This window comes from Streptococcus sanguinis SK1 = NCTC 7863, from assembly GCF_000194945.1.
Taxonomy (GTDB): Bacteria; Bacillota; Bacilli; order Lactobacillales; family Streptococcaceae; genus Streptococcus; species Streptococcus sanguinis.
This window is the reverse complement of record NZ_GL878508.1, coordinates 66578-92785: the sequence shown is the minus strand read 5'-3', so window position 1 is coordinate 92785 and position 26208 is coordinate 66578. Positions and strand designations below refer to the sequence as shown.

Below are 26208 nucleotides of genomic sequence, written 5' to 3'. Positions count from 1 at the left end.
GACACCCCCCACTTTCTAAATGATATTAAACTTTTTCAATGCAAAACCAGTCTTGATTTTGTTTTTCCATAAACTCCATTAAAACCCAAAATAGACTCGGGCGTCTATTCTGAGTTTGCTTGTATTATACTTCAAATATCTCTATGTTTTAGTTTACTATAAATGCACCGTGAATACTAGTCTAATAACTTGGTTTTTAGCATTTTTTTAAGAAAAAATTTAGTCATGCTCTTGAAATTTTAAACCATAGACTTATTTGGTATTTTTTCAAAGTGTTTTAGCTAACTACCAAGTTATTCACAGATAGGTTATCCAGCTTCATAGTCGTTTCAGGGCTTTCTCCGCTCGGAGTTTCGAAGTAGTAACCCACAATAGTCATTGGATAGCTGAATCCTGGAATATTTTCAGGATCGAAGCTAACTTCGCGCCAGCCAGTCCAGCTGTTAGGACGAATAACGTGAAGGTAAATCTTCTGCCCACTGGCATTCTTGACAATCAAGCCAATCTTGCCCTGCCATTGATTAGACAGAGATAGAGAGAAGCTGATAGCATCCGGCTTATTGTTCAAGGATACATACGGTGCTGCAAATTCCATTTCATACATGGTAGAAGACTTGGTTGCTGGAATCTTAACTACATTGGAACCTGAACCCTCAAGGAAGTCCGTATTGTCAACCGTCACATCATACTGATTGCTGCCGCCTGACTGAGTCAGCTTAAGAGGTGACTCGAAGCGGTAGATAGTTGATGAATTGTAATAAGCTGACAGACCATCGTTCCGACTAGACTGAGTGCTAAGCTGCTCCAGATAAGACGGAGCCAGATTGGTACTGCTGTTAGCATTCGCGCTGCTAGTTGTATTGGTTGTTGCAGCCCCCAAACTGCCCTTATTGCCAGTTGCATCTGTGCCGCCACCAGCTGTTGTTACAGATATAGAGCCTGCCTGCCAAGTCGGAATCGCAAATGGAGACTCCCAATTGGCAAATTGAATAGGCGTCTTATCGACATTACTCTCCAGAGTCACATAGCGCTCGACGTCTTTAACCTGATAGAAACGCAACTTGATTTTACCACTGGTTAGATCAGGGTTTTTGTTTTCCTCTGTGCTAGATAGGCTTTTCTTTCCGCCCAATTCAAGTTCGCTGGAAACGATTTTTTGTTGATTGCCATCAATCAATTCCAGCAATTTCAGAACCTGTGTATAAGTTCCTTCGAACTCAATGTCCGCTGTCATCTGCGTGATGTTGGTATTATTGGTCGTTCCGTTCCCTGGTGTCGCTGTATTAGCTGCAGTTGTTGTTGCAGTATTCGCATCTGATGAAGAGCTACTGCTAGATGAAGACGAGGACGATGTACCAGACGAGCTAGAGGTCGTACTGGATGAAGAAGACGTCTCACTCGAGCTTGAACTGCTAGTCGTACCAGAAGAGTTGGAGTTTTGACCCTTGGACGAAGTAGCAGCCAATCCCTCCTGCTGGAGTTCCAACTCTGTGCTCTCAGTGTAGTTGACAGACTTGAATTTAATACCGCTTTCGTTGACTAACTTGTCAATCAAGAAGATGAACTCCCCTTGATTGGTCGTACCATAGTATTTCTTAGCCTGATCCAGAGTCTTAGCATTCAATGTTTGGAGCTGTTTGGTAAGAGACTTCCTCTGACTAATCTTGGCATTCTTGCCTTCCAACTCTGTCGAGATAGTTGCATGCTCTTCAGCTAACTGCGCCATCCGTGTATAAGAATTTGTTACCAGATACCCACCACCAGCAAGTACCGCTACTCCTCCAACACAGGCCAACAATTTCTTGTCACGCTCATTTAAATTACTCAGGATTTTTTTCTTTTCTTTCTCATTTTTGCTCTTCATTGAAATCTACATCCTTCGTCAAAATTTTAATGTTAAACTTGTACACTGTATTGTTATCCTTTTCCTCGCGAGTAATGTTATCCACAAAAATATGGTTAAACTTCTCAGACTTACGAAGCTCTTCCTCAAACTTAGCGATGGAAAGATGCTCTTGAGACGAACCATTGATTTCAACATTGTCGTTATTAATCTTGATATCGTCAAAGACTAGGTTTCGCGTCACGTTTTTATTAAGAAAGTCCATAAAGGCTTTGTTTACTCGGTGCAGGCGGCGGAAGTCGCCTTCCAGACTTGTAAAGAGAAATTCGTCATTCTTGACCGTAACAATCTTATCTTCAGTCTCAGAGACTGCCTTCAGCTCTTGAGCCATCTCTGGACTCTTGAGTGTCTGCTCCGCTCGGTCAATCTCGCCTTGGAGGTGCATAGCGCTAAACTGGAAGAAACCAATCAGCACAATCATAATCGCTACAATCCCAGCAAAAGCGGAAATAGCAGCAAGTTTTAGTGGACTAGCTTTAGCCGGTGCCACATGATATTTTGAAAAGTAGTTTAAATCTCTCCGCATTAGTTCGCTCTCCTAATCAACATGGCTGTGGCCGGAATGAACTCCGCATTAAACTCGGCAGAACCTTCCCACAGTACATTCTCATAATCTACATTATCAATTGAGATGAATTCCCGATTCATGCTCTGCTTCAGAATAGCTGCCAACTGCCAGCAAATGTCCTGATCACCAAAGACGTAGAAACTGTCAATGTTGAGACCGGTTGATCCGCTAAAGAAGTTTTCAGTATTGAGAATGTGGTTCTTAGCATCAGCCACCCACTCATCCAAGGCCCTCTTCAAGAGACCTGTATCCAGATCATCTGAAGCCACTGCTGGAAGCTTCTGCAATAGACTAGCGTCGTCTGCATAGCTCAGGATGTCCTTGTAGCCACGGTTGAGATAGTTGCTGGTCACAAACTTGCCTTCTGAGTAGAGATAAACACCAATGAAGCTCTTGCTCAGATGTACCATGCCGACATTTTCCTTGGTCAGCTTCTTGGCACGATTGTTAACCGCCTGAACGCGTTCCAGCCATTTTTCAAAGGTATTAGACTGAAGGTCAAAGACATAAGGTGTCAACTTCAAATTCTCAGCCAAGCCCAGATATTGCTCTACCACGCCTTTTGGCACAGCATAGACCATGAGTGAGCGAGTATCTTCATCAAGCGGAAAAGCTGAATTAGACTCTTGCTCTTGGAACTGGATGACATAAGAAGTCGGATCAATATCCAGATATTGCTGGAGCTCGTAAGATACCAAGCCCTCAATATCCTCATCATTCTGCACACTAGCTGCTACATCAACCGAACGGGCGATGATATTGGTATTGCCAAGTGCAAAGAAAGCGTACTTAGCAGTGATAGCATGCTGCTCCATCAGGTCACTGATAATATTTTTGAGAGTAATCGGGTCGATAATCTCACTATTCAGTACAACACCTTCTGGCAGATTAGCAGATGCCATCTTGATAATCTCCAGCTCATTGCGCTTCTGTCTAGCAACAACCAGATAGACTGATTCGTCAGTGAAGTCAATGGCCATCAGATTGCCCTTGATTGGCTTGCCAAACATAGTGTAAGGTGCATGCATTCTAGTGACCGGTTGGCTCGCCGCACCACTGCCTTTCTTAGAAAAGAGCGAACGATTACCAGACTTAGCAGGCATGTCATCACTGCCACTATTCTTAGAAAAGAGCGGCTTGTTGAGCTTAGTTAAGAAGCTCCCTTTTGCCGTTGACTTTTCCTCATCGTCAAAGTCTTCTTGACGATCTGACTTGATCTGAACTCCTTGAATAGATAAGTGTTCTTTATGTTTCCCTTTTGATGAGAAGAGCGGTTTATTTAATTTTCCTAAAAATGAGCCTTTTTTCTCATTGTCTTCTTCGTCCAGAGCTCTTCTGCGCCCCTTGGACGAAAACATATTTTTTGCCATAATCTCCTAATCTCCCTTATTTTTCCTAAAAACTATTTCCCTATTGGCTCGCCTTATACTTATCGCGGAAGTATTCAGCAAGTTTTTGTATATTGCTGTTATTCAGACTTTCAGTATAAACTGCAAACTCATTAATGTAAGTATTGCCACCAAAGATAATCTGACCACTACTAATATTATGCGTCGTTCTGTTTCTGGTCAGCGAAACTGTTTTATTATAGACTGATTGTCCATTGATAAAAATTTCAATCCCTAAAGAGTCATTCTTCGCAGCACTACGCACTTGTATAGAATTATCATTACTATAGTCTAATTTAACATTTTGTATATATTCCTGACCACCGTTATTAGCTGTAGTTGTATCGACTGTTTTAATAGCAATTCTACCATCGTTTTCCAGATTAATCCCCCAAGTTAGAGTATCATCTAGTTTATAGGTTAGAAGTGGTCCGGTCTGCTGACGATTCCCAATCAATACAGAAGTCGTATAGCCATTGTTAAAGTTATGATTACTAAACTGCATCGTACGACCATCAAGTGCTATTAACTGTCGAGTCTGGTTAATTGCAGGCTCTTTATAATTCAGAACAGGGATAGTAGCACCATAAACAACATCATTAAAATAATCTCTTACTTCTGTATTAGTATGTAACTGATTGTCAGTTGGTATAAGCGAGGTGGTATTTCCATTCTTTAACAGAGCCAAGTCAGCATCCGTATGAAGACGCACATTCTGTGTAACTGGCAGGCCCATAACCCAGATACGGTCAGCTTCATGATAATTTCCTACCCGTCCATAAGAGTTAATAGCTCGGGCAGCAAAAGTCAAGTACTTCCCCCTCATATCATCTGTAATATAGACACCCGTCTCTGATTTTGATAGCTGACGGAAGTCGGTCGGCATTTCTGGAAAAAGTGTTTGAGAAATAGTGCCATCACCTTTTTTACCAATCGTTCCCACTGGGACAATGTCAGATACTCCCGTGCCTATACTACGGTCGCTGAGAAACCAACCAGATTCTGTGTAAATTCTAGTTTTGCTTTTTTTCTGAATATCAGCTGTGTCCACTTTACCGCCAGGAGTAGTTATCCCCTTGCCGGTATAATAATATCTTTTCCCAGTAGGAATACTTACTTTCAAATCTGGAATATCAAGCGGAACTTCGACTGCATTCGCTGCAAAAAGATGAATTTTTTTGATTTTATCATTATAAGACAGATTTGTACCTTTTACATCAATACTCTGCTTGGTCCCATTACCAATTTGGTAGGTGAAGGTTTCAATATCTGTTCCTGTACCCTCACGTTTCTTACTTTCAGTCAGTTGTTTCTCGAAAGACTCCTGAATATCAAAGTTGATAGCATTCTGACTTCGCTGACGGAGAATATTATTAAAACTCCCAGAAAAGAAGGTCAAGAACCCTGCAGCAATAACTCCAATCAGAATCAGAGAAACTAAGACTTCGACCAGTGTAATTCCTCTGCGTCTTTTTAATCTTTTCATCCCTTATCCTTTCTAAGGCCCTGATACAAACCACAAATCCTGCTGAATCTGCTTTTTAATATCAGAGAATGTTTTTTGCAAGGCTGCCTCATTGGTAGCAGATTCATAGCTGGTTTCCATGCCACCTTTTCCAATACTATTTGTCAAATCTTTCCCGTAAGCAATTTCTTTGTCTACCCCAGAAAAACCAATGACATTTACCCGTTTAACACCGACGCCAAATTTTTTAGACACCTCTCCCGCATAAGTAATAGCATTTTCACGAGTTACGGAATCTCTAGAATATAAATCATATCCAAGACGACGGTATTCATATCCTAAATTTGTCGATACATCATAAATAGGATTGTTAAAAGTTACACGACCAACTGCATTCCCATGGTCTACCCTATTCCCAGCATACAGCGCACTAGGATCTACTATATAAGTATTAGGTATACCATCTGTTAATAAAACTACATACTTAAGCTGAGCCGGTTGTGACTGCAAACTAATCAGTCCATAGCGAAGCCCATCACCTGGATTAGTAACACCATCTGGCACTAATTTTTTAGGATCCTTTATGGTACCTATAATAGTATCTGCACCATTATCTAAATTAGAAAATTCTTTTTGAATATATTTACCTGAACTAGAGAAGCCTACTAAGTTAACACTAATATTCCCAATTCCCTTAAGGTCCTTAATCATTATTTCAGCCTTTTTCCGAAGGATAGTCATACGACTCTCAGTACCACTATTTGGATTAACATTTCTTCCTTGCAGATCCCAATCCATAGAACCAGATGTATCAAATACAAAAGAAACAGCAATATTCATCTGCCCTTGAATAGGGTCAGTTCGATAAGCAATAGCAATCCCTTTCTTGCCTTTAGCAACTTTAGAGAAGACCTGCTTAGTATTGAGAGCTGATATAGCTGTATCAATAGACAACTTATTGTTAGTATCTGGATATTTACCAGACAGGTTATAACTAATCAAGCGATTGTCCTGATAAGCGCCCTCTGTCTTAAATTCCAAGTCCAACTTCATATTATAGAGAGATTTGGTTCCCAACTCGCTGACATCCCAGTCCTGTTTTTTCTTGTTCCAAACATAGTTTAGAACCTTCTTGCCATCCGCAGATAGGCCAATATAGCTCCATTCTCTGCTTAGTCCTTGCTTGGAACCTTTGAACTTGCTGTCATCCAAGACAAAGATTGAGGTTGCCTTACCAACGGTTCGATCCACATACTGCATAGAGGTTCGCATTTCCGCTTGAATACTCGCTTCACGCTCGATCAATTCTCGGCTGGAAAACATGGTGTTAAATATAACACCAATGATGAGTGCTATCATGCTCATCAACATAATAGCCATAACCATCTCGACTAGGGTAAAACCTTTTTGTATTTGTTTCATCATTCCTACCTAATTTATTTTTACTTCTGCGCCGATCTCAAATGTCCTTCTTCCGAGCGAATTCCTTTTGTGTCAAAGTTGAAGGTTACAATATGCTCGTAATAGTCATTACTGCCAGCTAATTTTGACTTCGATTTAATCGTGATATTATAATTTTCAGGACCAGTCAAACCATCTACAAGCTGTCCATTCATCTCGATTTCTGCTACACTGCCATCCTTAAAGGTATGGGTTGACTTAATCGGCTCTGTTGAAGGATCCATGCTACGCGCTCGTTTATCAAACTCTTCATAAACTGATGACGGATTACCGTCCACAGGGTCTAGATAAGCACCCCATGCCAACTGTGTACCAGAAGTCGCTGTGTACTTAGCTTTGAGATAGTTATACATCCGTTGAGTCTGGCTTTGCCCTGTATCCACGATAGAAGCCAAAATCCCAATCATAGCAACCAGAATCACAATGGTTACGATAACCATGGGAAGAGTAGAGCCCTGTCTTTTTTTTCCTTTCATTATAGTATTCTCCTAATATTTCTACTTTTGATATTGCCAAAATAGTTGTCACAGTCTGACAACTACTTTGGTAATATCCGACTGCTAAAGCAGTCGGAGTAGAGAAGCTATCTCTAGTTAGCATTTACACCAGCTGATGACCAGTCGTACTTCCATACTTTATCTTTTGAAGCATCTTTAGCACCTGATGGCTTGAAGGTAGAAATTAGCTGTGTACCTTTAATCTCATGGGCAGATGCAGTACCATTCTTAGCTAAGGTTTCTACAATGGTAGATGCATCTTTAGTAGAATTTTTAGAAATATATGGTGCCAGTTTTTCGAGGGTAATATCTTTAACGTCTGATGGATCATCTTGTGCTCCGATATAAGACTGGATAGCTGTTACCAGCTCACGGTGTTCTGATTGAATACGGCTCTTACGAGCGTTATCTTGGAATGAAGTAATAGCTGGAATCGCTACAGCTGCGATGATAGCGATAATGATAATAACCACGATCAACTCAACCAAGGTGAAACCTTTACCTTTTTTCTTCAAGTCCTGACGGAATTTTTGCAATTTGTTTAACATTTAAGTAATCTCCTATTTTCTTTTTATCTTTATTTTTCGCTGAATACCAGCTTAGTTTTAAATTTAATTGGGCTAGTTGGTATGTGAACCACTATATCTCCAATCGTAAAGCCAAGTTTTGTCCTTGGTTTTATCAGTTCCCGCTCCTGAGGGATGGAAGGTCGAAACCAAAGTTGTTCCATCAATTTTATGAGCTGGCTCCTTATCATTCTTAGCAAGGGCATCCATAATCTTAGTTGAATCACCCTTGGAATTTTTAGAAATGTATGGCGCCAGTTGCTCCATTGTAATTGACTTTACAGTTTCTGGATCATCCTGTGACCCAATATAAGACTGAATAGCAGTTGCCAACTCACGGTGTTCTGACTGGATACGGCTCTTACGAGCGTTATCTTGGAAGGAAGTGAGGGCTGGAACCGCTACAGCTGCAATGATAGCGATGATGATAATCACCACAATCAACTCAACCAAGGTGAAACCTTTGTTTTTTTTCTTCAAATTACGACGAAATTTTTGCAATTTGTTTCGCACTAACTTCTCCTAATTCTTTTTCATAAGGGCTATTGAGCAGCCATTTAATATCTCTCAAATGTAGGGTTTTAATTCATCTTTTCTTAGATGATTTGATAAGTATTACCACTTTCTGAAATAGCCTAACTAGAGATTACTTCTCTAGTTAGCATTTACACCAGCTGATGACCAGTCGTATTCCCACTTTTTAGTTCCAGTATCAGTAGCAGTTTTACCAGACGGGATAAAGGTTGAAGTCAGCTTAGTACCAGAAATAACATGGGCAGCAGCATTATCATTTTTAGCCAAGGCATCTGCAATCTTAGTTGAATCCTTGGTAGCATTTTTGGAAATATATGGTGCAAGCTTTTCAAGTGTAATCTCACCTGGATTAGATGGATCATCTTGTGCTCCGATATAAGACTGGATTGCTGATACCAACTCACGGTGTTCTGACTGGATACGGCTCTTACGAGCGTTATCTTGGAAGGAAGTGATAGCTGGAATAGCTACAGCTGCAATGATAGCGATAATGATAATTACCACGATCAACTCAACCAAGGTAAAACCTTTACCTTTTTTCTTCAAGTCCTGACGGAACTTTTGCAATTTGTTTAACATTTTGAATAGATCTCCTATTTTTTCACAATTTTTACTATTTTCGCCCACAGGGGCATTTGTTTTGTTCCTAGCTGGGAGACCCTACAAACTCCCAGCATCAGAACGATTTCCTAACTTTTTAGGCAGAGCAGTTGCCCTGCTATCTCCTAAACTTTTCTGAAGCGTCTTCCTACTGGTCAGCTCCAGAGCCCGCATCCACAGCGTGAGCAAGCTCAAACATTGGCAGCATGACAGAGGCAACGATACCTCCGATGATAACCCCCATGACGATGATCATGGCTGGCTCCAAGAGTGAGAGCAGCTGTTTGATTGCTGTTTCAAGCTCTTCTTCATAATAATCTGATGTCTTGACCAGCATGGACTCCAGAGACCCGGACTCCTCACCGATCTTGACCATCGAGAGCATCATAGGCGGGAAAAGACCGGTTGAGGTAATCATCCCTGTCAGACGTTCCCCTTTTTGCAGACCTTCATTAGCGATCTTCATCTTTTCAATGACGACAGCGTTGTTGGTCGTTGCAGCAGCAGACTCAATAGCCTCGACCAGAGGGATACCTGCACTGGTCAGGATAGCCAAGGTGCTGGCAAAGCGAGCAGTGACAATCTTCTGCATTGGCCCTTTGATGACCGGCAGATTAAGCTTGAGCCGATCCAGTTGGTAGCGACCTGCCTCTGTGCTGCGATAGCGCAGGAAGAGGAAGACCAGAATCCCTGTCACACCGAAGAGGATGTACCATGAAGAGCGGACAAAGTTACTAGCTGCTAGTACTATACGCGTTGGCAGCGGCATAGCCATCCCACTCTGCTCAAAGATTCCTGAGAAGCTTGGGATAACGACATAGAGCAGGGCCAAGACTGCAGCCACAGCCAGAAAGGCTAGGACTGCGGGATAGATCATAGCTCCCTGAATCTGGCGGCTGGTCTTGAGCTCTTTAGTATAGTGCTCAGACATCTTTTCCAGCACCTCGTCCAGCTTACCAGTCTTTTCACCGGCCTGCACCATACGAATCAAGAGATCGGGAAACATCCCTTCCTGATCCAGCATGGCCTTGGACAGCTGACTACCTTCTTTTAGGCTCTTGCTGACGATTTTAAGGCTAGACTTGAGATTCTTTGAAGTAGCCTGTTGTTCTAGGATATCCACTGCATTATTGAGGGGAATCCCTGACTCCAGCATAACTGACATCTGCTTACAGAAGAGCGATATGTCCTTGAGCTTGATCTTCTTACTTTGGAAAAGGACAATCTCCTTAGAACCCATGACCTTTTCTTCGACACTGATTGGTTTCCCTTTGAGACGGATCCGATTGACGGCGTCCGTCCGGTTAGGAGCGTCCACCTCTAGTGTGACGACTCCTTGCCGAGTGTCTAAGTATTTACATACATATACTGTCATGCTCTAGTACCCCACTATTCCTAGGGATTTTTCAACTTGAGCGCGATCCACTGAGTAGGACAGTAGCGTTCTTTGATCGATGACATTGCGACGGTAGAGTCCCATGAGCGAAGTATCCATAGTAATCATGCCTAGCTGAGCCCCTGTTTGGATTGGCGTAAGCAGCTGGTGGGTCTTCCCTTCGCGAATGAGGTTGCGAATAGCGGGTGTTCCCAGCATGATTTCAAAGGCAGCCACACGACCTTTACCGGTCGCTGTACGCATGAGCTGCTGCGATACAACCCCTTCCATAACGGCAGAAAGCTGTACACGGATTTGCTCCTGCTGCTCGGCTGGAAATACGTCGATAATCCGGTCCATGGTGTTTACGGCACCGACCGTGTGGAGAGTTGACAGGACTAAGTGACCTGTTTCCGCCGCACGCAGGGCGATTTCAATCGTTTCCTTATCCCGCATCTCACCGACTAGGATGACATCCGGGTCCTGACGAAGTGCACCGCGGAGGGCATTCCCGAAGCTTTGTGTATCTGCTCCTAGCTCACGCTGGTTGACCAAGCACTTATTATGCGTATGCATGTACTCGATCGGATCTTCAATCGTGATGATGTGCTCGTCCCGCAAGCTATTCATGTAGTTGATCATGGTTGCCAGGGTCGTTGACTTTCCGCTTCCTGTTGGCCCGGTAACCAATATCAGCCCCCGGCGTTTCTCAGCTAGCTTTTTGATAACTGGTGGCAATCCCAGAGATTCCATAGATGGAATATCCTTGGGAATAACCCGCAAGGCAATCCCGCAGTTGTTTTTCTGCTTAAAGATATTGACCCGCAAGCGATAGCCATTATCGACCTCGTAGGCACAGTCCACTTCACCGACTTCTAAAAGATGAGCAATCTGCTTCTCATTTAAAATATGCTTGGTGAAGCGAACCGTGTCTTCGTTGGTCAAAATTGTATTGTTGAGTTGTGTTAACCTCCCGTGCAGACGCATGGTTGGCTCAGCGCCAACCGTGAAGTGGATATCTGATGCACCCGCTTCAATCGCCTGCTTAATTAACTCATCCAAATTCATCCTAAACTTCCCCTTCTAGACTAAAGGCAATCTTCATTGCTTCTTCAATCGTTGTAGTCCCCTGTTTTGCGATATCAATGGCCTCCTCCGCCAAGTCTCGCATACCATTTTTCTTAGCTTCTGCTCGAAGCTGCGCCGTTGTTCCACCATCATTAATTAGTGACTTAATCTCCCGTGTCACCGCCATGATTTCGTGGATGGCAATACGTCCATAGTATCCCGTACCGCTGCAGTAGTTACAGCCGCGTCCGCGATACAAGGTGTCTCCCTTGTGAATACCGATACCTGCATGTTCATTTGTTTCTACAGTATACTCAGTCTTACACTTAGGACAGATGCGCTTAATCAAGCGCTGTGCGATAATACCGACAGTCGCCGTTGAGACCAGATAAGGCTTAATGCCCATATCGACCAAACGGTTGACTGTACTAGCTGTGTCATTGGTGTGGATAGTCGAGAGAACGACGTGACCAGTGATAGCGGCACGAACCGCGATACTAGCTGTCTCTTCGTCCCGAATTTCCCCCAAGAGAACGATGTCCGGGTCCTGACGCAGGATACTTCTCAAACCACTCGCGAAGGTCAGTCCAGCTTTATTATTTACCTGAACTTGGTTGACCCCTTCCAATCGGTACTCAACCGGATCTTCAACGGTGATGATATTTTTTCCTACATCATTGAGCTCACGGAGCGCTGTGTAGAGAGTGGTTGTCTTTCCGCTTCCTGTAGGACCAGTCAGCAAGATAATGCCTTCTGGCGCCTTAAGAATATCTTCAAAGAGCTTCTGATTGGTTGGCGAGAATCCCAGCTCCTCTTTACTGAGGAGAGTTGCATTCCGGCTCAAAATCCGAATAACGATTTTTTCACCGAATACAGTAGGCAAGACTGAAACCCGCATGTCGACTTCTTTGCCGTCGATGGTTGTCTCAATCCGTCCATCCTGAGGAATCCGTCGCTCGGCGATGTCCAGACCACTCATGATCTTAATCCGTGTCGCAATGGCTGAGTGAGCATTGGCTTTCAACTGCATGTTTTCCACCAAAGTCCCGTCAACCCGGAAACGAACACGAACAACTTTTTCAAAGGGCTCAATATGGATATCGCTGGTCCGCGTCTTGATTGCCTGACTGATAATCGAGTCAATCAAACGTACAACCGGAGCGTTTTTGATTTCGAGATCCTCTTCGATGATCTCTTCATCCACATTAAAACCTTCGATTTCGGTCGCTGCCTGTTGGGCTTCTTCTCCTTTGGAATAGTATTGATCGATATACTTTTCAATATCATCCCGAAAAGTTACATAAGGTTCTACCGCCATCTTAGAGACGATTTTAACATCGTCTAGGGCGATATAGTTGCTTGGGTCTGCCATCGCAACTACTAACTTGGGTTCTTCTCCCTCTTCCCCATCTGTGAAAGAGATCGGAATCAATCCATGACGTTTAGCAACTTTCTCTGAAACCTTCTCGACAGCTTCCTTTTCTATCACAAACTGTGATAGATTGACATGAGGTACACGGTAATAGTAACTCATGACTTTCAGCATATCTTCTTCTGTCACATAGCCCTTGCTGATTAGATATCTCTCTAACTGCATGTTTGATTGTGGCATATCTTGAAGAATTTCTTCTTTTTGAGCTGCCGTTATCAGATTGAATTGAACCAATATAGCGATTAGTGCCATTTGTTTCTCCTGTCTGTGATTTTTTTGTAAAAATCCTTCAATTCTTTCTATGCGTTAATAGATAACAGCTTTCTTAAAAAAATCTCCCTCGCTTAAAGTTTCCTTTAAGGTTTCTTTAAGCTTTTTAAGTTAGGCTAGTACATGGAAAATTTACCAATAGAACCAAACTTAATGTTTTAAGTTAGATGCTTTGAGCAGTATCTCCATTTGATAAACCTAGTAACAGTCCTTAAAACAATCCTAGGATTGATAAGGGGCGTTCTAATTTTGTCAAAAGGGGCGCAAAAAAGCAGATGCCAAAAACATTTGTTCTTGCGTTCTTAAATACTATACAAAGCAAGTTCTCTTGCAAAATTTCTCATGCTTTTAGATGCAGGTTAAACCGTGTGTGTGTGAAGTTGGTTTAACCCGAATCATCAAGCAGCCAGTGCCATAAGATAAGAATTCTTGTCTTATGGTTTTTCTTTTTACCGATATGCATATTTTGGTAGGAAATGCTAGGAACAAAAGCTTTATTTGCTTTAAAAAACATTTACCTATCACAGTATATGACATAATTGACATCTTGTCAACAGGTTTGCCTCGAAAAAAATGATTGCATTTAAAAAAATGTTTAATTTTGATAAAAACTTGTTATATCAAGCTTTTTGACGCTTTTTTTAAAGCGTTTTTTTACTTCGAGGATTTAAAAACAGCAAATTTTTTTGAGGAATTTCCCCCTTTACTGCTTCTTTTTCAACCTTCAGATGGACAGTGTGACAGCATCTGTCTTCTTCTGATCGGTAGTCGATATGCTTAGGAAAGGCGCTTCAGGACAAGGCTTAGCAAGCTTTGCCTGTTTCTTCCTACCCAATAGTATATGCTAAAGAAAAAGCATTGTCAATGCATTTGCATTTTATTAGATGTAAAACCTATCTAAAAATGCACAATGTGCGCGGCTTGTCTATTTTTTTATAGAAAAACTACAAAATCAAAAAGGCTAGAATTTTCAGACAAAGAAATAGAGAAATTAAATAAGAAGAAAATCATAAAATTAGAAGTACTTAAAAGATGGCAATCAGACTATAAAACAAAAAACAGCCCGAAATATCGGACTGCAGAGATATGTTTTACCGTAGTACTATTAAGTATGAGGTTTTAAATCACTCTCCCCACCTAAACACCACTCTTCATGCTCTTCCAAGCTGCTATCCGTCTGGATAGTGATTTTGGTGATACCATAGGCTTGCAGTTCTTGACGCAGAGTGGTTTGGGTCTCGGCCAGCAGCTCTGGGTTTTCAAGACAGATATGGATCATGGCAAATTTTTCCAAACCGTCTGTGGTCCAGACATTGAGCTGGGTAATAGTCTGAACGTTTTCAACCGCCAGAATTTCCTGATAAAGCTGGCTCAAATCAATATCGCTAGGGATGTGATCCAGAAAAATCTTGATGTTTTCCCAGAACTTAGGCAGGGCCTTGCTGAGGATGAAGCCCGCAATAAGCAGGGAGAGCAGTGGGTCAAGAAAATACCAGTCAGTAAAGCGCAACACGATAGAGACCAGAATAACAGCCACCCAACCCAGAATGTCCTCTAAGAAATGGAGACTGAGAATAGACTCATTGTGACTGTGTCCATGACCATGGCCGACTACCTTACTGGCTGCTAGATTGACTATAATGGCAAAGATACCCAGCACCAGCATGCCGTCATAATTGACCTTTTCAGGCGCAAAAATCTTGGGAACATTTTCGATAATCACCAAGGTTGAGCCGACCAGCAAGATGACCGAGGTCAGCAGGGCTCCTAAAAGGCTATAGCGCTTGTAGCCCAGAGTATATTTCTTGTCTTCTTTTTTATTAGAAATTTTTTCAAAAAGGGTGGAGAGTCCGATGGCCATAGCGTCTCCTGTGTCGTGCACAGCGTCGGCTAGTACAGCGCTGGAATTGAACATGAAGCCAAAGATAAACTCAAGAATGGCAAAGGAAAAGTTTAACAGAAAGGCAATAGTCATATTTTTACTAGATTTCACAGCAGCCTCCTTTCAGTTTAGCAAATTTTATAGTATAATGTAATCAAAACGGAACACCTTGTTCAGTTTTTCTCATCTTTATTATCCCTTATTCTCAGAAAGGAAACAAGAAGCAATTGAGGGGCTTTGTCTGTTACTGAACAATCCTGCTCTTTTGTTCCGAAACGCTATGGACAGACGAGTCAAGAAATCACGCGCAGCTATTTACCAAGCTTTTATCAGCCTGCTGCATCAAAAAAGCTACGAAAGCATTACAGTGCAAGAAATCATCGACCTGGCAGACGTTGGCCGGTCGACTTTTTATGCCCATTTCGATACCAAGGAAGCCTTGCTGGAGGAGGTTTGCCAAGACCTCTTTCAGCATACCTTTCTTGAACGCGACGACGGCAAGGATCTCTTTGAAGCAACCGCCCATATTTTCAAGCATTTCCAAAAGAATCAGGACAAGATTGCAACCTTACTGCTTTCGAAAAATATCTATTTCACCAATCGCTTAAAGATTGAGCTGGAAAACTATCTCTTTCCGATGATTCAGGAACAGCTCCTTCAGAAAAAATCTCAGCTGCCAGAGCCCTTTCTGAGAAATTATGTGACTTCTACCTTTGTGGAGACGGTCAGCTGGTGGCTCCAGCAGAAGAAAACATTGCCAGAAACAGTTATCAGCCAGTATTTTCTGGATTTGATGGACTGATTTTATTTTGATATTTATATAGGAGGAAACTTAACTTTATGAAAAAGCAACATTCGAAATTTTTACTTCCAGGCATTCTGATGGTAGGGGTTGTCCTACGGGCGCCTTTTGCAGTGCTGCCCGTTGTTCTGGGCGATATTGCCAAGGGGCTGCAAGTTCCCGTCAACTCACTGGGACTGCTGACTAGCCTGCCCTTGATCATGTTTGCCCTCTGCTCAGCCTTTTCCCCACGCCTAGCTCAAAAGGTCGGTCTGGAAAAGCTCTTTACCCTAGCCATGATTGTGCTAACTCTAGGCTCTTTTATTCGTATCTTTAACCTGCCTCTACTCTATGCAGGTACAATCATGCTAGGGGCTGCCATCGCCGTCTTAAATGTGCTCCTGCCTAATGTCATTCAGGCCAATCAGCCAGAGAAAATTGGATTTTTAACCACGCTTTATATCACTTCTATGGGACTGGCCATCTCAGTCATGTCTCCCTTGGCTGCGCCTATTGTCCGCTCAGCTGGCTGGAAAGGATTGATTCTCGTCCTGACCCTCATCTGCTTACTGGCCTGCTTGATTTGGCTTCCCAACAGCCGGCACAATCACAAACTGACTAGTAAAAACCGCGAGCAGCAAATGGGTTCCCTGCTAAAAAATCCTAGAGTATGGGCTCTGATTGTTTTCGGTGGTCTGCAGTCTTTACTCTTCTATACGGCTATCACTTGGCTGCCGACTCTTGGTCAGTTGGCAGGACTTTCCAATGATGCTACTGGATTCTTGGCCTCTGTCTTTTCCTTTATCAGTCTTCCTCTGGCTATGACGATACCTAGTCTGACAACGCGTCTATCCGCTAAAAAACGCTTAGGAATGATTGCTCTCTTTTCTGCAACCGGTATGGTTGGTCTGGGTATGCTGCTGGTCAAGACAGATTCCTTTGTCTACTGGCTCATCCTCAATCTGCTAATCGGCATGTCTGTCAGCGCCCTCTTCCCCTACCTCATGGTTACTTTCTCGCTCAAAACCAGTACTCCTGAGCAAACCGCTCAGCTATCTGGCTTGGCCCAGACTGGTGGTTATATTCTGGCCGCCTTTGGACCTAGCCTCTTTGGATACAGCTTTGATTTATTCCATTCCTGGACTCCAGCTATCCTCATTCTCATTGGTCTGGCTGCCATTGTGACGCTAACACTCTTTTACATTGAGAAGTTTGACAAGATATAATAAAGACGAAAAAACGCTTAGAAATCCTAAGCGTTTTTGCAATAGTTGAGGCACTCTTCCAGGTCCACATCCCGTTCTAAGTGCTCTGGTGTCCAAGGAATCAAGATATCTGGTTCAACTCCCCTGTCATTCATGCCTTTTCCTTGATCAATCCTAGTGTCACGTGAAGTGGGGAACAGGAGCTCATAGTCACCAAAATCCTTCACGCAGCAATTGGAATAATCTAAAATTCCCATAGTCGGACGCCCTAGGACCGTAACCTTAGGCATCTTTTTCATGGTATCAACAAAATTGTCACCTGAAGACCCACAGGTAACATCTGCTAGTACAAAGACTTTTTCAGGTCGAGCTAGACCTAGGACATCTGGCAAAAAGTTTTGATTGCTGTCCTCGTCGCCATAGAGAACATAACCTTTCCCCCGATTTTCTTCTAGCTCTTTTAGAAATTCTTTGATGATTTGGTGAGTTTCTGCTGACAAGTTTGGATCTTCTAGGATATTTTGCATCAGTTGCTGACGCAAATCAACATTTCTATCAGTATAGAGAATCTCCATCCCATCATCGCTTAGCAAATCTAAGTCACTGAAGGCCTTTCCCTGAGGGAGAGTATATTTGAAAAGTGGATAATAAAGCGAGTCCGTCCCGCCATAATTGACTCGGACATCAATGATTAAATACTTGGCCTGCTCAATAGCTGCTTGACTGTCAGCATAAAGCTGAGTGATGGCTGCCTCATCCGTAAAATCTTCTAACTTAAGATAGACGACATCCTCAGAAAGGCTGCGCCATTTAAACTGCGGCGGCTTCTTTGGGTGGGCAGTTGGCTGAACATGCAGTTGCTCTTCCTCGCCATTGCGTACCGCCGTAACTTCTCCGGCATGCTCCACAAAGTAAGTCCACTCCTTGTGCTGTCGCTCTGGTGTGGCACTGACAAAATAGTCCTTGTGATCTTGATACACATGAGGCAAGCCTTTCCCATCTAAGGTTAGAATCTGGTCTCCACGTTTCAGCCCCGTGTCGCTATTTGCCTGCAGGACGTAGAGGCAGTCTTGGTAGTATCTCAGTTTAAAGCCGGGCGGTTGCGTTTCCTTAAGTCCAAACCAAACATGAGACAAAATCCCAAAACTAGCTATATAACAATGCATCTGGTAAAGAAAGTCCTCTTGGCTCATCTGGTCTGTGATACGCGCTCGATATTCTTCGGGATTTGCACCCAGAATGTCTTTCTTTGTAGAAGAATCCTCTCGCATAATTTCTACAACTTGGTCAAAAATCTCTGTTTTCTTCATCCTTTACTCCTTCTTCCAAGTGTCCTCATCATCCAGCAGGCCTCGCTTGGGCACTTTTGAGACATGACGATTGCCAGCCACATAAAAGCCTAAGGGCTCCTCCCGCCAGGCATCTGTGCAGGTCACACCAATCCGCGAACGGCTGGCAATCTGATTGGGAGTCAGGTCATGGGCTAATTGCAGACTGGAAGTCGCTAAACTCTGTCCATCAAAGCGCTTATCAATCCCAGCATACTTGGTTAGCTTGCCAGGACCATTAGCTATAAGTCGGCCATCCGGCAGCTCCAAGGCTCGAATCAGTACGGCTTCGGCCACATTTTCAGGCTTGGTCACCAGATTCAGCATCTGATGGCCATGAATCTGATAGACATACCAGTGACCAGCTGATAGATACATAGATTCATTCTTAGGGGAGCGGCGCCCTCTAGCTGAATGACAGGCACTGTCCTGACTTCCTAGATAGGCTTCTGTTTCGACAATCCGGCCCAACTTCTGGCCATTTAGAATCAGCTGCATACCTAACAAAGCTCGCGCTGCTGCAACTGTGTCTGTCTCGATTAGTTTCTGAAAATCTCTTGATAACATAGGTTGATTATAGCATGATTTCTCCATTTACAGAGGAAAAGAAATGTTGCAAAAATGTTATTTTTCTCCTTCTCATGGACAAGAATTTTGTTACAAAACAATTACGCACTAAATAAGCGAAAAATCGTGGTAAAGCTTATAAAATCCATGTATTGTCTAATTACCTTGCATATATTTTGTAACATTTTTATTAACAGAGTATGTTATTTATGTATCAATCCAGTTTTTCATTGCTTCAAATGAAATATTTGTTTAATATTATACTAGAAGGAGGGGTAAGATGAAAAAATTATCTAAAATTTCTTTATTTTTATTACCACTAATTGCACTTTTCTTTTTAGCAGCTTGCGGAAATTCTGCGGATAAGAAGACTGAAGAAAGCTCAAGTTCCAGCTCAAGCGTATCTTCTTCATCTAAAGCTAAAACAAGCTCTAGCAGCACATCTGAAGAAAGCGGCAGTGCCAAAGTCAACGTAAACGGCGGTGATACCAGCGTTAATGTAAATGGCGATGACGAAAGCGGAAATGCTTCTGTTGAAACTAACGGAGACGGTAGTGCTAATGTACAAACTGACAACGCTGGTGTTAGCGTAAATGAAGATGGCGTTCATGTTCAAGGCGGCGGCGTTGATGTTAAGGTCGGCAGCGATGGATCTGTCAATATCCAAACACCTTAATTGAAAAACATATTTCGATTATTATAATTCATGAAAACCGAGATTTGCTCGGTTTTTTGATTTTCTCCTGCGCATTTCAAAAAACTTGTAAAACATTAAAAAGACTTGTAAAAACTTATTTGCTATGTTATACTCTATTTAGAAAAGCAAGGAGGGCCAAGTATGTACCAAGAACAACGCTTAGCTGAAATCTTAGAGCTCTTGGCTGAGAAAAAACAGCTGTCTGCCAAGGATATGATTGAGCATTTTCAGGTTTCTAAAGATACTATTCGGCGAGATTTTTCGATTTTGAGCGAGCGTAGACTTGTGCAGCGCACCCACGGAGGTATTATCCCGCTGGATACTAGCCGGCAAATCCCGTCCTTTAACGACCGCATCAACCAACTAAATCAAGAAAAAAAGGCTATTGCCCAGAAGGCCCATGACTTTCTCAAGCCGGGGCAGATTGCTTTCTTTGATGTCTCAACCATCGTTCTCCATCTGGCCCAGCGCATCAAGGAGCCTATGACAATCTACTCCCATTCTCTGGATAATGCAATCATGCTGAGCAGTCAGGACAAAGTGGACTTTCACCTCTTAGGCGGGAAATTTTATCCCAAAAACCGATTCTACTACGCGCTCAATGAAGCAGAGCTGCTGGAGCAAATTTCCTTTGACATTGCCTTTATCGGGGCAGCCAGTGTCTCTGATGGTCTAGTCAGCTTTGAAGACGAGGCTGATGCTCACCTTAAAAAACTGGCTTTGAAACACGCCAAGGTTAAGATTCTGCTGGCCGAACAAGACAAGTGGCAGAAAGAATCTAAGTACATCCTGGGTCCTGTCAGCGACTTTGACTACTGGATTACGGACCAAGAGCCCAGCCCTAAAGTCCAAGAACTGATCGGAGACAAGGTTAAAATAATTTATTAAATCGATCTTTTAGACACAAAGGAGGAAGAGCTATGACAAACCAACCGATTCGCCTGATTATCAGCGACATTGACGGCACCATTTTGGACGACCAGCATCAAGTGGATCCTAAGCTCAAGGATATCATTCCCCTGCTAAGTCGAGAAAAAATCCCTTTCGTCCTCGCTTCTGCTCGCTCTCCTCTAGGCATGGAGCCCATTGCCCGTGAGCTGGGACTGGGAGATAATCCGTTAGCCTGCTACAATGGCGCTCTGGTCATCAAGGGCGACCCGCAAGCTTATGAGACCATTATCGAGCACCCTCTGGATAAGGAAGAAATCCGCACTTTTCTGGAACTGGTCAAGGCTGAATTTCCTAGCGTGTCCATCAATCTCTACTCTGGTAAGGATTGGATCGCTGATCATCTAGATAAATGGGTGCAGATAGAGGCTGAGATTACAGGTGAGCAGCCGATAATTCAGAATGTGTTAATGCCGGTGCTGGATGTTCTAATGCCTGCTCACAAGTTACTCCTCATTGATGAAGCGCCTATCATCCAGAAACTCCATGACTACCTACAGACCTTAGACTTTGCCAAGACAGCCTTCTACCTTTCTAAGGACAACTACATGGAAGTCACGGCCAAGCATGTCTCCAAGGAGCAAGCTTTGCACGAAATTGCCCAGCACTACCAAGTACCTCTAGAGCAGGTCATGACAATCGGAGACAACTTCAATGACCTTCCTATGCTGCGCCTGGCTGGACTTGGAGTTGCTATGGACAATGCCCCTGAAGCAGTCAAAACCGAGGCAAAAGCCGTGACCAAAAGTAACAATGAGCACGGGGTCGCGGAAGCTGTCGAAAAGTATGTTTTGATATAACACAAAAAATCTGCCCTTAAGCAGATTTTTTTATTGATGATAGTCATAAGCCAGGCGAGGACTGCCATCAGCCACATAAATAATGCCACACTCCCTAAAGCCGTAGTTCAAAACAGCAGCCTGCATAGCTTGATTGTCCGCATGGGTATCGATTCGCAAGTAGGGAATCTGCTGGTGGCAAAAATCAAAGACCTGACGGGACAGGCCTCTGACTTGCCCGTTCGAAGCGATGCGATGAATGGTGCCGTAAGGCTCTGCAAAATGCCAGGTTCCCTTTTCGATGACCTGATAGGTCGGGTCTTCTCCAATGATAAAGGCAAAGGTACCAACCGGCCGCCCTTCTTCCTCGACAACAAAGGAGTGGCCAGTCGCAATGTCATCCTCAATCAAGCTCGCGCTGGGATAGCCTCCATCCCACTGAGTCGGATTGCCTTGGTCTTTCATGAACTGACGAGCCACATCATAAATCGCCATAATGGCTGGGATATCTTCTATTTGGGACAAACGAATCTTCATCTTTCCTCCTTTATAAAAATAAGGCTGGAAAGTCCCAACCTTATTTGAATTCTTCTGGTTTGCCAGTATACTGAGACCATTCCTTAGTGAAGAAGCGGTCATTGATCTGGTAGTTTGGCGCCGGCTGTGGATTGGCTACAAAAGGATCAACAGCCTTGTCAAAGGCCAGCCAGCCATTCCAGCCCATGTGGATAGTGTCCTGCATGAAGTAAGGCTTGTCGCCGTCCTTAGAAAAATCAGCGATGTTGGTAAAACCCTGACTTTCCAGCTGGTAGCGAATCTTGGCAACCGTCCGCTGGTACATTTCAGGACTGAGTCCTGTATACTCCATCCACTTAGAATTGACCGGTGGAATGATGAAGATGACATTAGTCTTTGACTTGGCGAACTGGTCCAGAACCAGCTGCAAGTCGTTGTACTCAGGAGATTTTTCATAAGATTGCTTGGTTTGAAAACCTCTGAGCTTGGCAACCTTGCCGGCCAGACGGGTCTTGTAAAATTGATTGTCTATGCCGAATTGATTGTTATTGGTCTTCTTCTTGGCCTCTGCTGTAGCAATCTCTTCCAAAGCCTGATAGGAGAAGGTGTCTGGCAAATCAGCCATATAAGGCAAAATTCGCTGGTCATAATTTTCATTATTAAGGGCAGCAAAGTTGCTAAAAAAAGCATCTTGACGCTCATTAAGATGAGCCATCATCTCAATATGACGCTCTTCAAAGCTGCTCAGCTTTTTACCTTCAGATAGCTTCTGCACGCTCTCTGCCATAGCGACATCTGGATAGAGCTGCAGGAGTCGCTGGGCTGCGTATTGTGCCGCCGCATCTCCTTGCTGCTGAGACAGATAAGCCGTCAGCTGATCACTGTTGAAGTACTGCTGAAAGGCCGAAGCATCATAGCCAGTCTTGGTAAACCACTGGGGCGACACTACATAGACCGCCGTTTGCCCCTCCAACTCAGAGGACATCTGCTGCATACCAAAGTACTGATTAAATGATGCTGCCCCGCGCTGGCCTAGAAAATAAGGCCGATAGGAGCGGTTGTATTTCTCAGCCAGCACTGCCGGATGCATGCTATCAAAGCGCAGCCATTCACTAGAGCCAAAGAAGGGAACAAAGCGCATCTTCTTATCGGTCAAGGCTGTCACCTTCTTGCTGCGGCTCTTGAAGTTTTCTGCTGTCAGGGTCACTGCCGAGCGCTTCTCTGCTTCTATATCATGCTTTTTATCAAGCGGATAGAAGAAAAAGAGCAGGGCAACCATGACTATAGCGCAGAAAACTGGCCCCAGAATCAGCCAGAGTCGTTTAAGCATTGCGAAGCTCCGTTACGCCTTCAACGATTTTATTGGCTGTGTTCCAGTCATCGCGGCCAAACTCTGACACTGGCACGCGGATATCAAAACGGTTTTCCAGCTCAACAATCAGTTCGACCGTTCCCATGCTGTCTAGGACACCAGCATCAAACAAATCCTCGTCCATCATATCTGACACATCTTCCATAAATAGTTCTTCAATAATTTCAATTACTTCTGCTTTTATATCCATTTTTCTTCCTCATTCATTTTTATTTTTTAAACCAAAGCTCATTTAAAAATCCAGAAAAGATTAAAAATGAGAACATAACCGCGTGAAAGGTCACCACAATCCCCAAAGCTTGAGTCCATTTATTGTCTGGCAGAGGCGGAAGCCCCTTAGCCTTGCGCTCTTTGTTTAGCGTTTTCTTCTTGCGCAGCCAGGCATCATTGACGACTAGCCCAGCTCCATGGAAGAGACCGTAGGCGATATAGTACCAAGTCACACCATGCCAGAAGCCCATAATCAGCATGTTAATCAGATAGGCCACACTAGAGGTCGTGTTGCGGTTTTTAAAGACCTTATTGCGCATCAGGACCATGACCAGCCGCATAAAGACAAAATCACGGAACCAAAAGGACAGACTCATGTGCCAGCGATTCCAAAATTCTTTCAAATCGCGTGAGAGAAAAGGCTTATCAAAGTTGATAGGGCTCTTGATTCCCATAAGATTGGAAATAGCTAGCGCAAACATCGAATAACCGGCAAAGTCAAAGAAGAGATCCAGACCAAAGACATACATAACGCCCAGAGTTCCTAGATTAAAGAAACCGCCGGTGTAGAGAGCGTAGGTCTTGACATGCCCCAGCAAGAGATGTCCAAAGATATGGGCTAGGATAAACTTATAAAGGAAGCCTAGCATGATATACTTGACAGACTGCTCTAGCATATCCAGCAGCTCATCGCGCTCAGGAATGTTCAAATAGTCCTCATTAAAACGCTTGAAACGATCAATAGGACCGCTTGAAAAAGTCGGCATGAAGAGCAGGAAACGCAAGAACTCCCAGAGCGTGAACTCTGTCAGAACCCCATCGCGCATCTCAATCATCATCCCTACCGAGCGAAAGGTCAGATAGGAAATTCCCAAAAAGCCAAAGAGAGACTGATGACCGCTGATTGCGGGCTCTACCTTAACAAGCACAAGCGGCAGAACCGCCAGCAAGGTATGCAGATAAAAGATCCACTTGCTGTCCCGCGACCGGCGATAGAGCTTGTATGAGTAAACCCAAACTATCTGCCAGATGACATAGCCTAACAAAGCACAAAGCTGCGCCAGACTAGGACCTGTCAGCATCAGGACGATAAAGACCAAGCTGACCAAGGCTTCATAAAGGGGGAAGCGTTTCTTAAAGAAAAGTCCGACAAAGATTGGCAGAACTGCCAGAACGATATAGACAAAGTAAACTGGATTGCCGTAGGGTTCCAAGTGAGGCAGCTGTTTCAAGAAATCCATCATCGTTTATTGACCTCGCTAATCAGCCCCTTGATGTCAATCTTGCCATTTGGAGTCAGAGGCAGGGTCTCTCGATAGAGGAACTTGGACGGCATCATATAGGACATCATAATATCCTGCAGATCTTCCTTGATTGCCTTGGTAATATCGATTTCCCGCTCAAACTGCTCAGCCACACCGTCTTTGAGAATGACATAGGCTAGCAGATTTTGGACCTTGTGGTCCTTATTGTAGCGGGGCACAGCCACTGCAGAATCAATGTATTTCGATTTGTTCAGATTCTGAGACACATCCTCCAGCTCAATACGGAAACCATTAAACTTGATCTGGAAATCCATCCGGCCGCCGTAAAGCAGCAGGCCTTCATCTGTCATTGAGCCGACATCTCCTGTATGATAGGCTGGCAGACCTTCAAATTCAAAGAAGGCCTCCGCTGTCTTCTCAGGATTATTCAGATAGCCCTTGGATACGGCTGGACCGCAGACGATGATTTCTCCTTGCTGGCCATTCGGTACTTTCTGTCCTTCTTCGTCAATGACAAAGGTCGGAGAGTCCGCCTTGGTATAGCCAATCGGCAGGCGCTTGCAATTTTGCAGCATCTCGTCTGTCACTGCTACCGCAGACAGGGCCACTGTTGCCTCAGTCGGACCGTAAGCATTGATAATGCGAGCTTGAGGGAAGCGATCGCGAAGCTTCTGAGCTGTCTTGACCGTCAACTCCTCGCCGTCAAAGTAGAAATGCGTCAGCTGAGGCAGCTTCTGGCTGTTAAAGTCATCCGACAGCAAGGCCATATCCGCGAAGGAAGGCGTCGAAGTCCAGATAGCAATAGGCAGACTAAGAATCGTCTCAAACAGCTGCTTGAAATCCTGAGTCACAGCCGAAGGCAGGGCAAAAAGAGTCCCTCCCAAGGCCAAAGTCGGCGCCCAATACATGACTGACAAGTCAAAAGAATATGGAGGCTGAGCCAACATTTGAGGACGCTCCGGAGTCTCAAACTCCTTATCCGTAATCATCCAATTCGTAAAGCTGAGCAAATTATTGTGGGAAATCTGCACTCCCTTAGGTTTGCCAGTCGTTCCCGATGTGAAAATGATGTAATAGTTGTCATCTCCCTGCACCGGATGGCTAAGCTCATAGGACGCTCCCTCTCTGAAGGCTGTCTGAACTTGCTCCGCACTGAAAATAGGAGCAGCTACATCTGCCAGCGGAAAATCATTGATGGCAATAATCAAGCTTGGCTCAGCAACTTCTACAATCGCTGCCACGCGCTCCAAGGCTGAGTGGCTGTCGATAGGAATGTAGGCATGACCAGACTTGGTCAAGGCCACAAAAGTAGCCAGCATTTCGTATTCCTGACCGCCAAAGACCACAACCGGAGACTTGTCAGGAAGTTCCAAACGGTCAATATGAGCCGCCAACGAATCGGAATCCTTCTTTAAATCGCCATAAGTATGAACTTGACCTAAAATATCATAGACCGGAAAATCCGGCTGCACCTGAGCAAAATGCTCAATCGCTTCAATCATATCTTGTATCACTTTATTTGACATTGTTT

At 43.8% G+C, this 26208-nt stretch carries 25 protein-coding genes; 5 read left to right on the top strand and 20 right to left on the bottom strand.

Translation table 11 applies throughout. The features are described 5' to 3' along the window. Positions 1-277: 277 nt before the first annotated feature. From HMPREF9378_RS04075 to HMPREF9378_RS04135, 13 genes are all read right to left on the bottom strand, one after another. A complete protein-coding gene (locus HMPREF9378_RS04075; RefSeq protein WP_002899351.1) occupies positions 278-1864 on the bottom strand; it encodes a hypothetical protein in 1587 nt (528 codons plus the stop codon). Beyond that, positions 1848-2429, bottom strand: a complete 582-nt coding sequence (locus tag HMPREF9378_RS04080) for a PilN domain-containing protein (RefSeq protein WP_002913924.1) — start codon at positions 2427-2429, stop codon at positions 1848-1850. Before HMPREF9378_RS04080 ends, HMPREF9378_RS04075 begins: the two co-directional genes overlap by 17 nt. Then, positions 2429-3841 (bottom strand): pilus assembly protein PilM, encoded by a 1413-nt coding sequence (pilM, locus tag HMPREF9378_RS04085; RefSeq protein WP_002913923.1) that lies wholly within the window; start codon positions 3839-3841, stop codon positions 2429-2431. Before pilM ends, HMPREF9378_RS04080 begins: the two co-directional genes overlap by 1 nt. Positions 3842-3881: 40 nt before the next feature. Then, on the bottom strand, positions 3882-5345 hold the full coding sequence (locus HMPREF9378_RS04090) for a type II secretion system protein (protein WP_002913922.1): 1464 nt from the start codon (positions 5343-5345) through the stop codon (positions 3882-3884). Positions 5346-5357: 12 nt separating this feature from the next. Next, entirely contained in the window at positions 5358-6749 is a 1392-nt protein-coding gene (locus HMPREF9378_RS04095) for a VWA domain-containing protein (RefSeq protein WP_002913920.1), read from the bottom strand. A 17-nt stretch (positions 6750-6766) separates the two neighbouring features. Beyond that, on the bottom strand, positions 6767-7261 hold the full coding sequence (locus HMPREF9378_RS04100; protein ID WP_002913919.1) for a hypothetical protein: 495 nt from the start codon (positions 7259-7261) through the stop codon (positions 6767-6769). Positions 7262-7374: 113 nt separating this feature from the next. Further along, on the bottom strand, positions 7375-7830 hold the full coding sequence (locus HMPREF9378_RS04105) for a prepilin-type N-terminal cleavage/methylation domain-containing protein (protein ID WP_002913918.1): 456 nt from the start codon (positions 7828-7830) through the stop codon (positions 7375-7377). A 72-nt stretch (positions 7831-7902) separates the two neighbouring features. Continuing rightward, positions 7903-8361, bottom strand: a complete 459-nt coding sequence (locus HMPREF9378_RS04110) for a type II secretion system protein (protein ID WP_002913917.1) — start codon at positions 8359-8361, stop codon at positions 7903-7905. Positions 8362-8502: 141 nt separating this feature from the next. Beyond that, positions 8503-9009 carry a prepilin-type N-terminal cleavage/methylation domain-containing protein gene (locus HMPREF9378_RS04115; protein WP_002913916.1) on the bottom strand — a complete coding sequence of 169 codons (507 nt, stop codon included), beginning with the start codon at positions 9007-9009 and terminating at the stop codon, positions 8503-8505. A gap of 121 nt (positions 9010-9130) precedes the next feature. After that, positions 9131-10357, bottom strand: coding sequence for a type II secretion system F family protein (locus tag HMPREF9378_RS04120; RefSeq protein ID WP_002913914.1), 1227 nt, complete (start codon positions 10355-10357; stop codon positions 9131-9133). 3 nt (positions 10358-10360) lie between these two features. Then, positions 10361-11425 carry a type IV pilus twitching motility protein PilT gene (locus HMPREF9378_RS04125; RefSeq protein ID WP_002899359.1) on the bottom strand — a complete coding sequence of 355 codons (1065 nt, stop codon included), beginning with the start codon at positions 11423-11425 and terminating at the stop codon, positions 10361-10363. A gap of 1 nt (position 11426) precedes the next feature. Further along, a complete protein-coding gene (locus tag HMPREF9378_RS04130; protein WP_002901897.1) occupies positions 11427-13109 on the bottom strand; it encodes a GspE/PulE family protein in 1683 nt (560 codons plus the stop codon). Positions 13110-14232: 1123 nt separating this feature from the next. Further along, complete coding sequence (locus HMPREF9378_RS04135) at positions 14233-15120, bottom strand: cation diffusion facilitator family transporter (RefSeq protein ID WP_002913912.1); 888 nt, start codon at positions 15118-15120, stop codon at positions 14233-14235. A 169-nt stretch (positions 15121-15289) separates the two neighbouring features. Between HMPREF9378_RS04135 and HMPREF9378_RS04140 the strand changes: the two genes are divergently transcribed. Beyond that, positions 15290-15811: a TetR/AcrR family transcriptional regulator gene (locus tag HMPREF9378_RS04140; protein WP_002910979.1), complete on the top strand. Its 522-nt coding sequence runs from the start codon at positions 15290-15292 to the stop codon at positions 15809-15811. A gap of 38 nt (positions 15812-15849) precedes the next feature. Then, on the top strand, positions 15850-17016 hold the full coding sequence (locus HMPREF9378_RS04145) for a CynX/NimT family MFS transporter (protein WP_002913911.1): 1167 nt from the start codon (positions 15850-15852) through the stop codon (positions 17014-17016). Positions 17017-17042: 26 nt separating this feature from the next. Here HMPREF9378_RS04145 and HMPREF9378_RS04150 read toward each other — a convergent pair whose 3' ends face one another. Beyond that, on the bottom strand, positions 17043-18305 hold the full coding sequence (locus HMPREF9378_RS04150) for a S41 family peptidase (RefSeq protein ID WP_002913910.1): 1263 nt from the start codon (positions 18303-18305) through the stop codon (positions 17043-17045). A gap of 3 nt (positions 18306-18308) precedes the next feature. Then, positions 18309-18890 (bottom strand): DNA-3-methyladenine glycosylase, encoded by a 582-nt coding sequence (locus HMPREF9378_RS04155; RefSeq protein WP_032911273.1) that lies wholly within the window; start codon positions 18888-18890, stop codon positions 18309-18311. 280 nt (positions 18891-19170) lie between these two features. Between HMPREF9378_RS04155 and HMPREF9378_RS04160 the strand changes: the two genes are divergently transcribed. From HMPREF9378_RS04160 to HMPREF9378_RS04170, 3 genes are all read left to right on the top strand, one after another. Further along, entirely contained in the window at positions 19171-19566 is a 396-nt protein-coding gene (locus HMPREF9378_RS04160) for a hypothetical protein (RefSeq protein ID WP_002913908.1), read from the top strand. A 162-nt stretch (positions 19567-19728) separates the two neighbouring features. Then, complete coding sequence (locus HMPREF9378_RS04165) at positions 19729-20475, top strand: DeoR/GlpR family DNA-binding transcription regulator (protein ID WP_002899585.1); 747 nt, start codon at positions 19729-19731, stop codon at positions 20473-20475. A 32-nt stretch (positions 20476-20507) separates the two neighbouring features. Further along, entirely contained in the window at positions 20508-21335 is an 828-nt protein-coding gene (locus tag HMPREF9378_RS04170; protein WP_002899584.1) for a Cof-type HAD-IIB family hydrolase, read from the top strand. Positions 21336-21365: 30 nt separating this feature from the next. Here the strand turns inward: HMPREF9378_RS04170 and HMPREF9378_RS04175 are convergent, their stop codons facing one another. Genes HMPREF9378_RS04175 through dltA form a run of 5 tightly spaced genes read right to left on the bottom strand, consistent with a single transcriptional unit; the run spans position 21366 to position 26203 of the window. Further along, on the bottom strand, positions 21366-21851 hold the full coding sequence (locus tag HMPREF9378_RS04175) for a GNAT family N-acetyltransferase (RefSeq protein WP_002899583.1): 486 nt from the start codon (positions 21849-21851) through the stop codon (positions 21366-21368). Between the two features lie 40 nt (positions 21852-21891). After that, a complete protein-coding gene (gene dltD / locus HMPREF9378_RS04180) occupies positions 21892-23160 on the bottom strand; it encodes a D-alanyl-lipoteichoic acid biosynthesis protein DltD (protein WP_002899582.1) in 1269 nt (422 codons plus the stop codon). Beyond that, positions 23153-23392, bottom strand: a complete 240-nt coding sequence (gene dltC, locus HMPREF9378_RS04185) for a D-alanine--poly(phosphoribitol) ligase subunit DltC (RefSeq protein ID WP_002894204.1) — start codon at positions 23390-23392, stop codon at positions 23153-23155. Before dltC ends, dltD begins: the two co-directional genes overlap by 8 nt. 19 nt (positions 23393-23411) lie before the next feature. Next, positions 23412-24656: a D-alanyl-lipoteichoic acid biosynthesis protein DltB gene (gene dltB, locus HMPREF9378_RS04190; RefSeq protein WP_002899375.1), complete on the bottom strand. Its 1245-nt coding sequence runs from the start codon at positions 24654-24656 to the stop codon at positions 23412-23414. After that, positions 24653-26203: a D-alanine--poly(phosphoribitol) ligase subunit DltA gene (gene dltA / locus HMPREF9378_RS04195; RefSeq protein ID WP_002913907.1), complete on the bottom strand. Its 1551-nt coding sequence runs from the start codon at positions 26201-26203 to the stop codon at positions 24653-24655. The genes dltB and dltA overlap by 4 nt, the downstream gene beginning before the upstream one ends. Between the last annotated feature and the right edge of the window lie 5 nt (positions 26204-26208).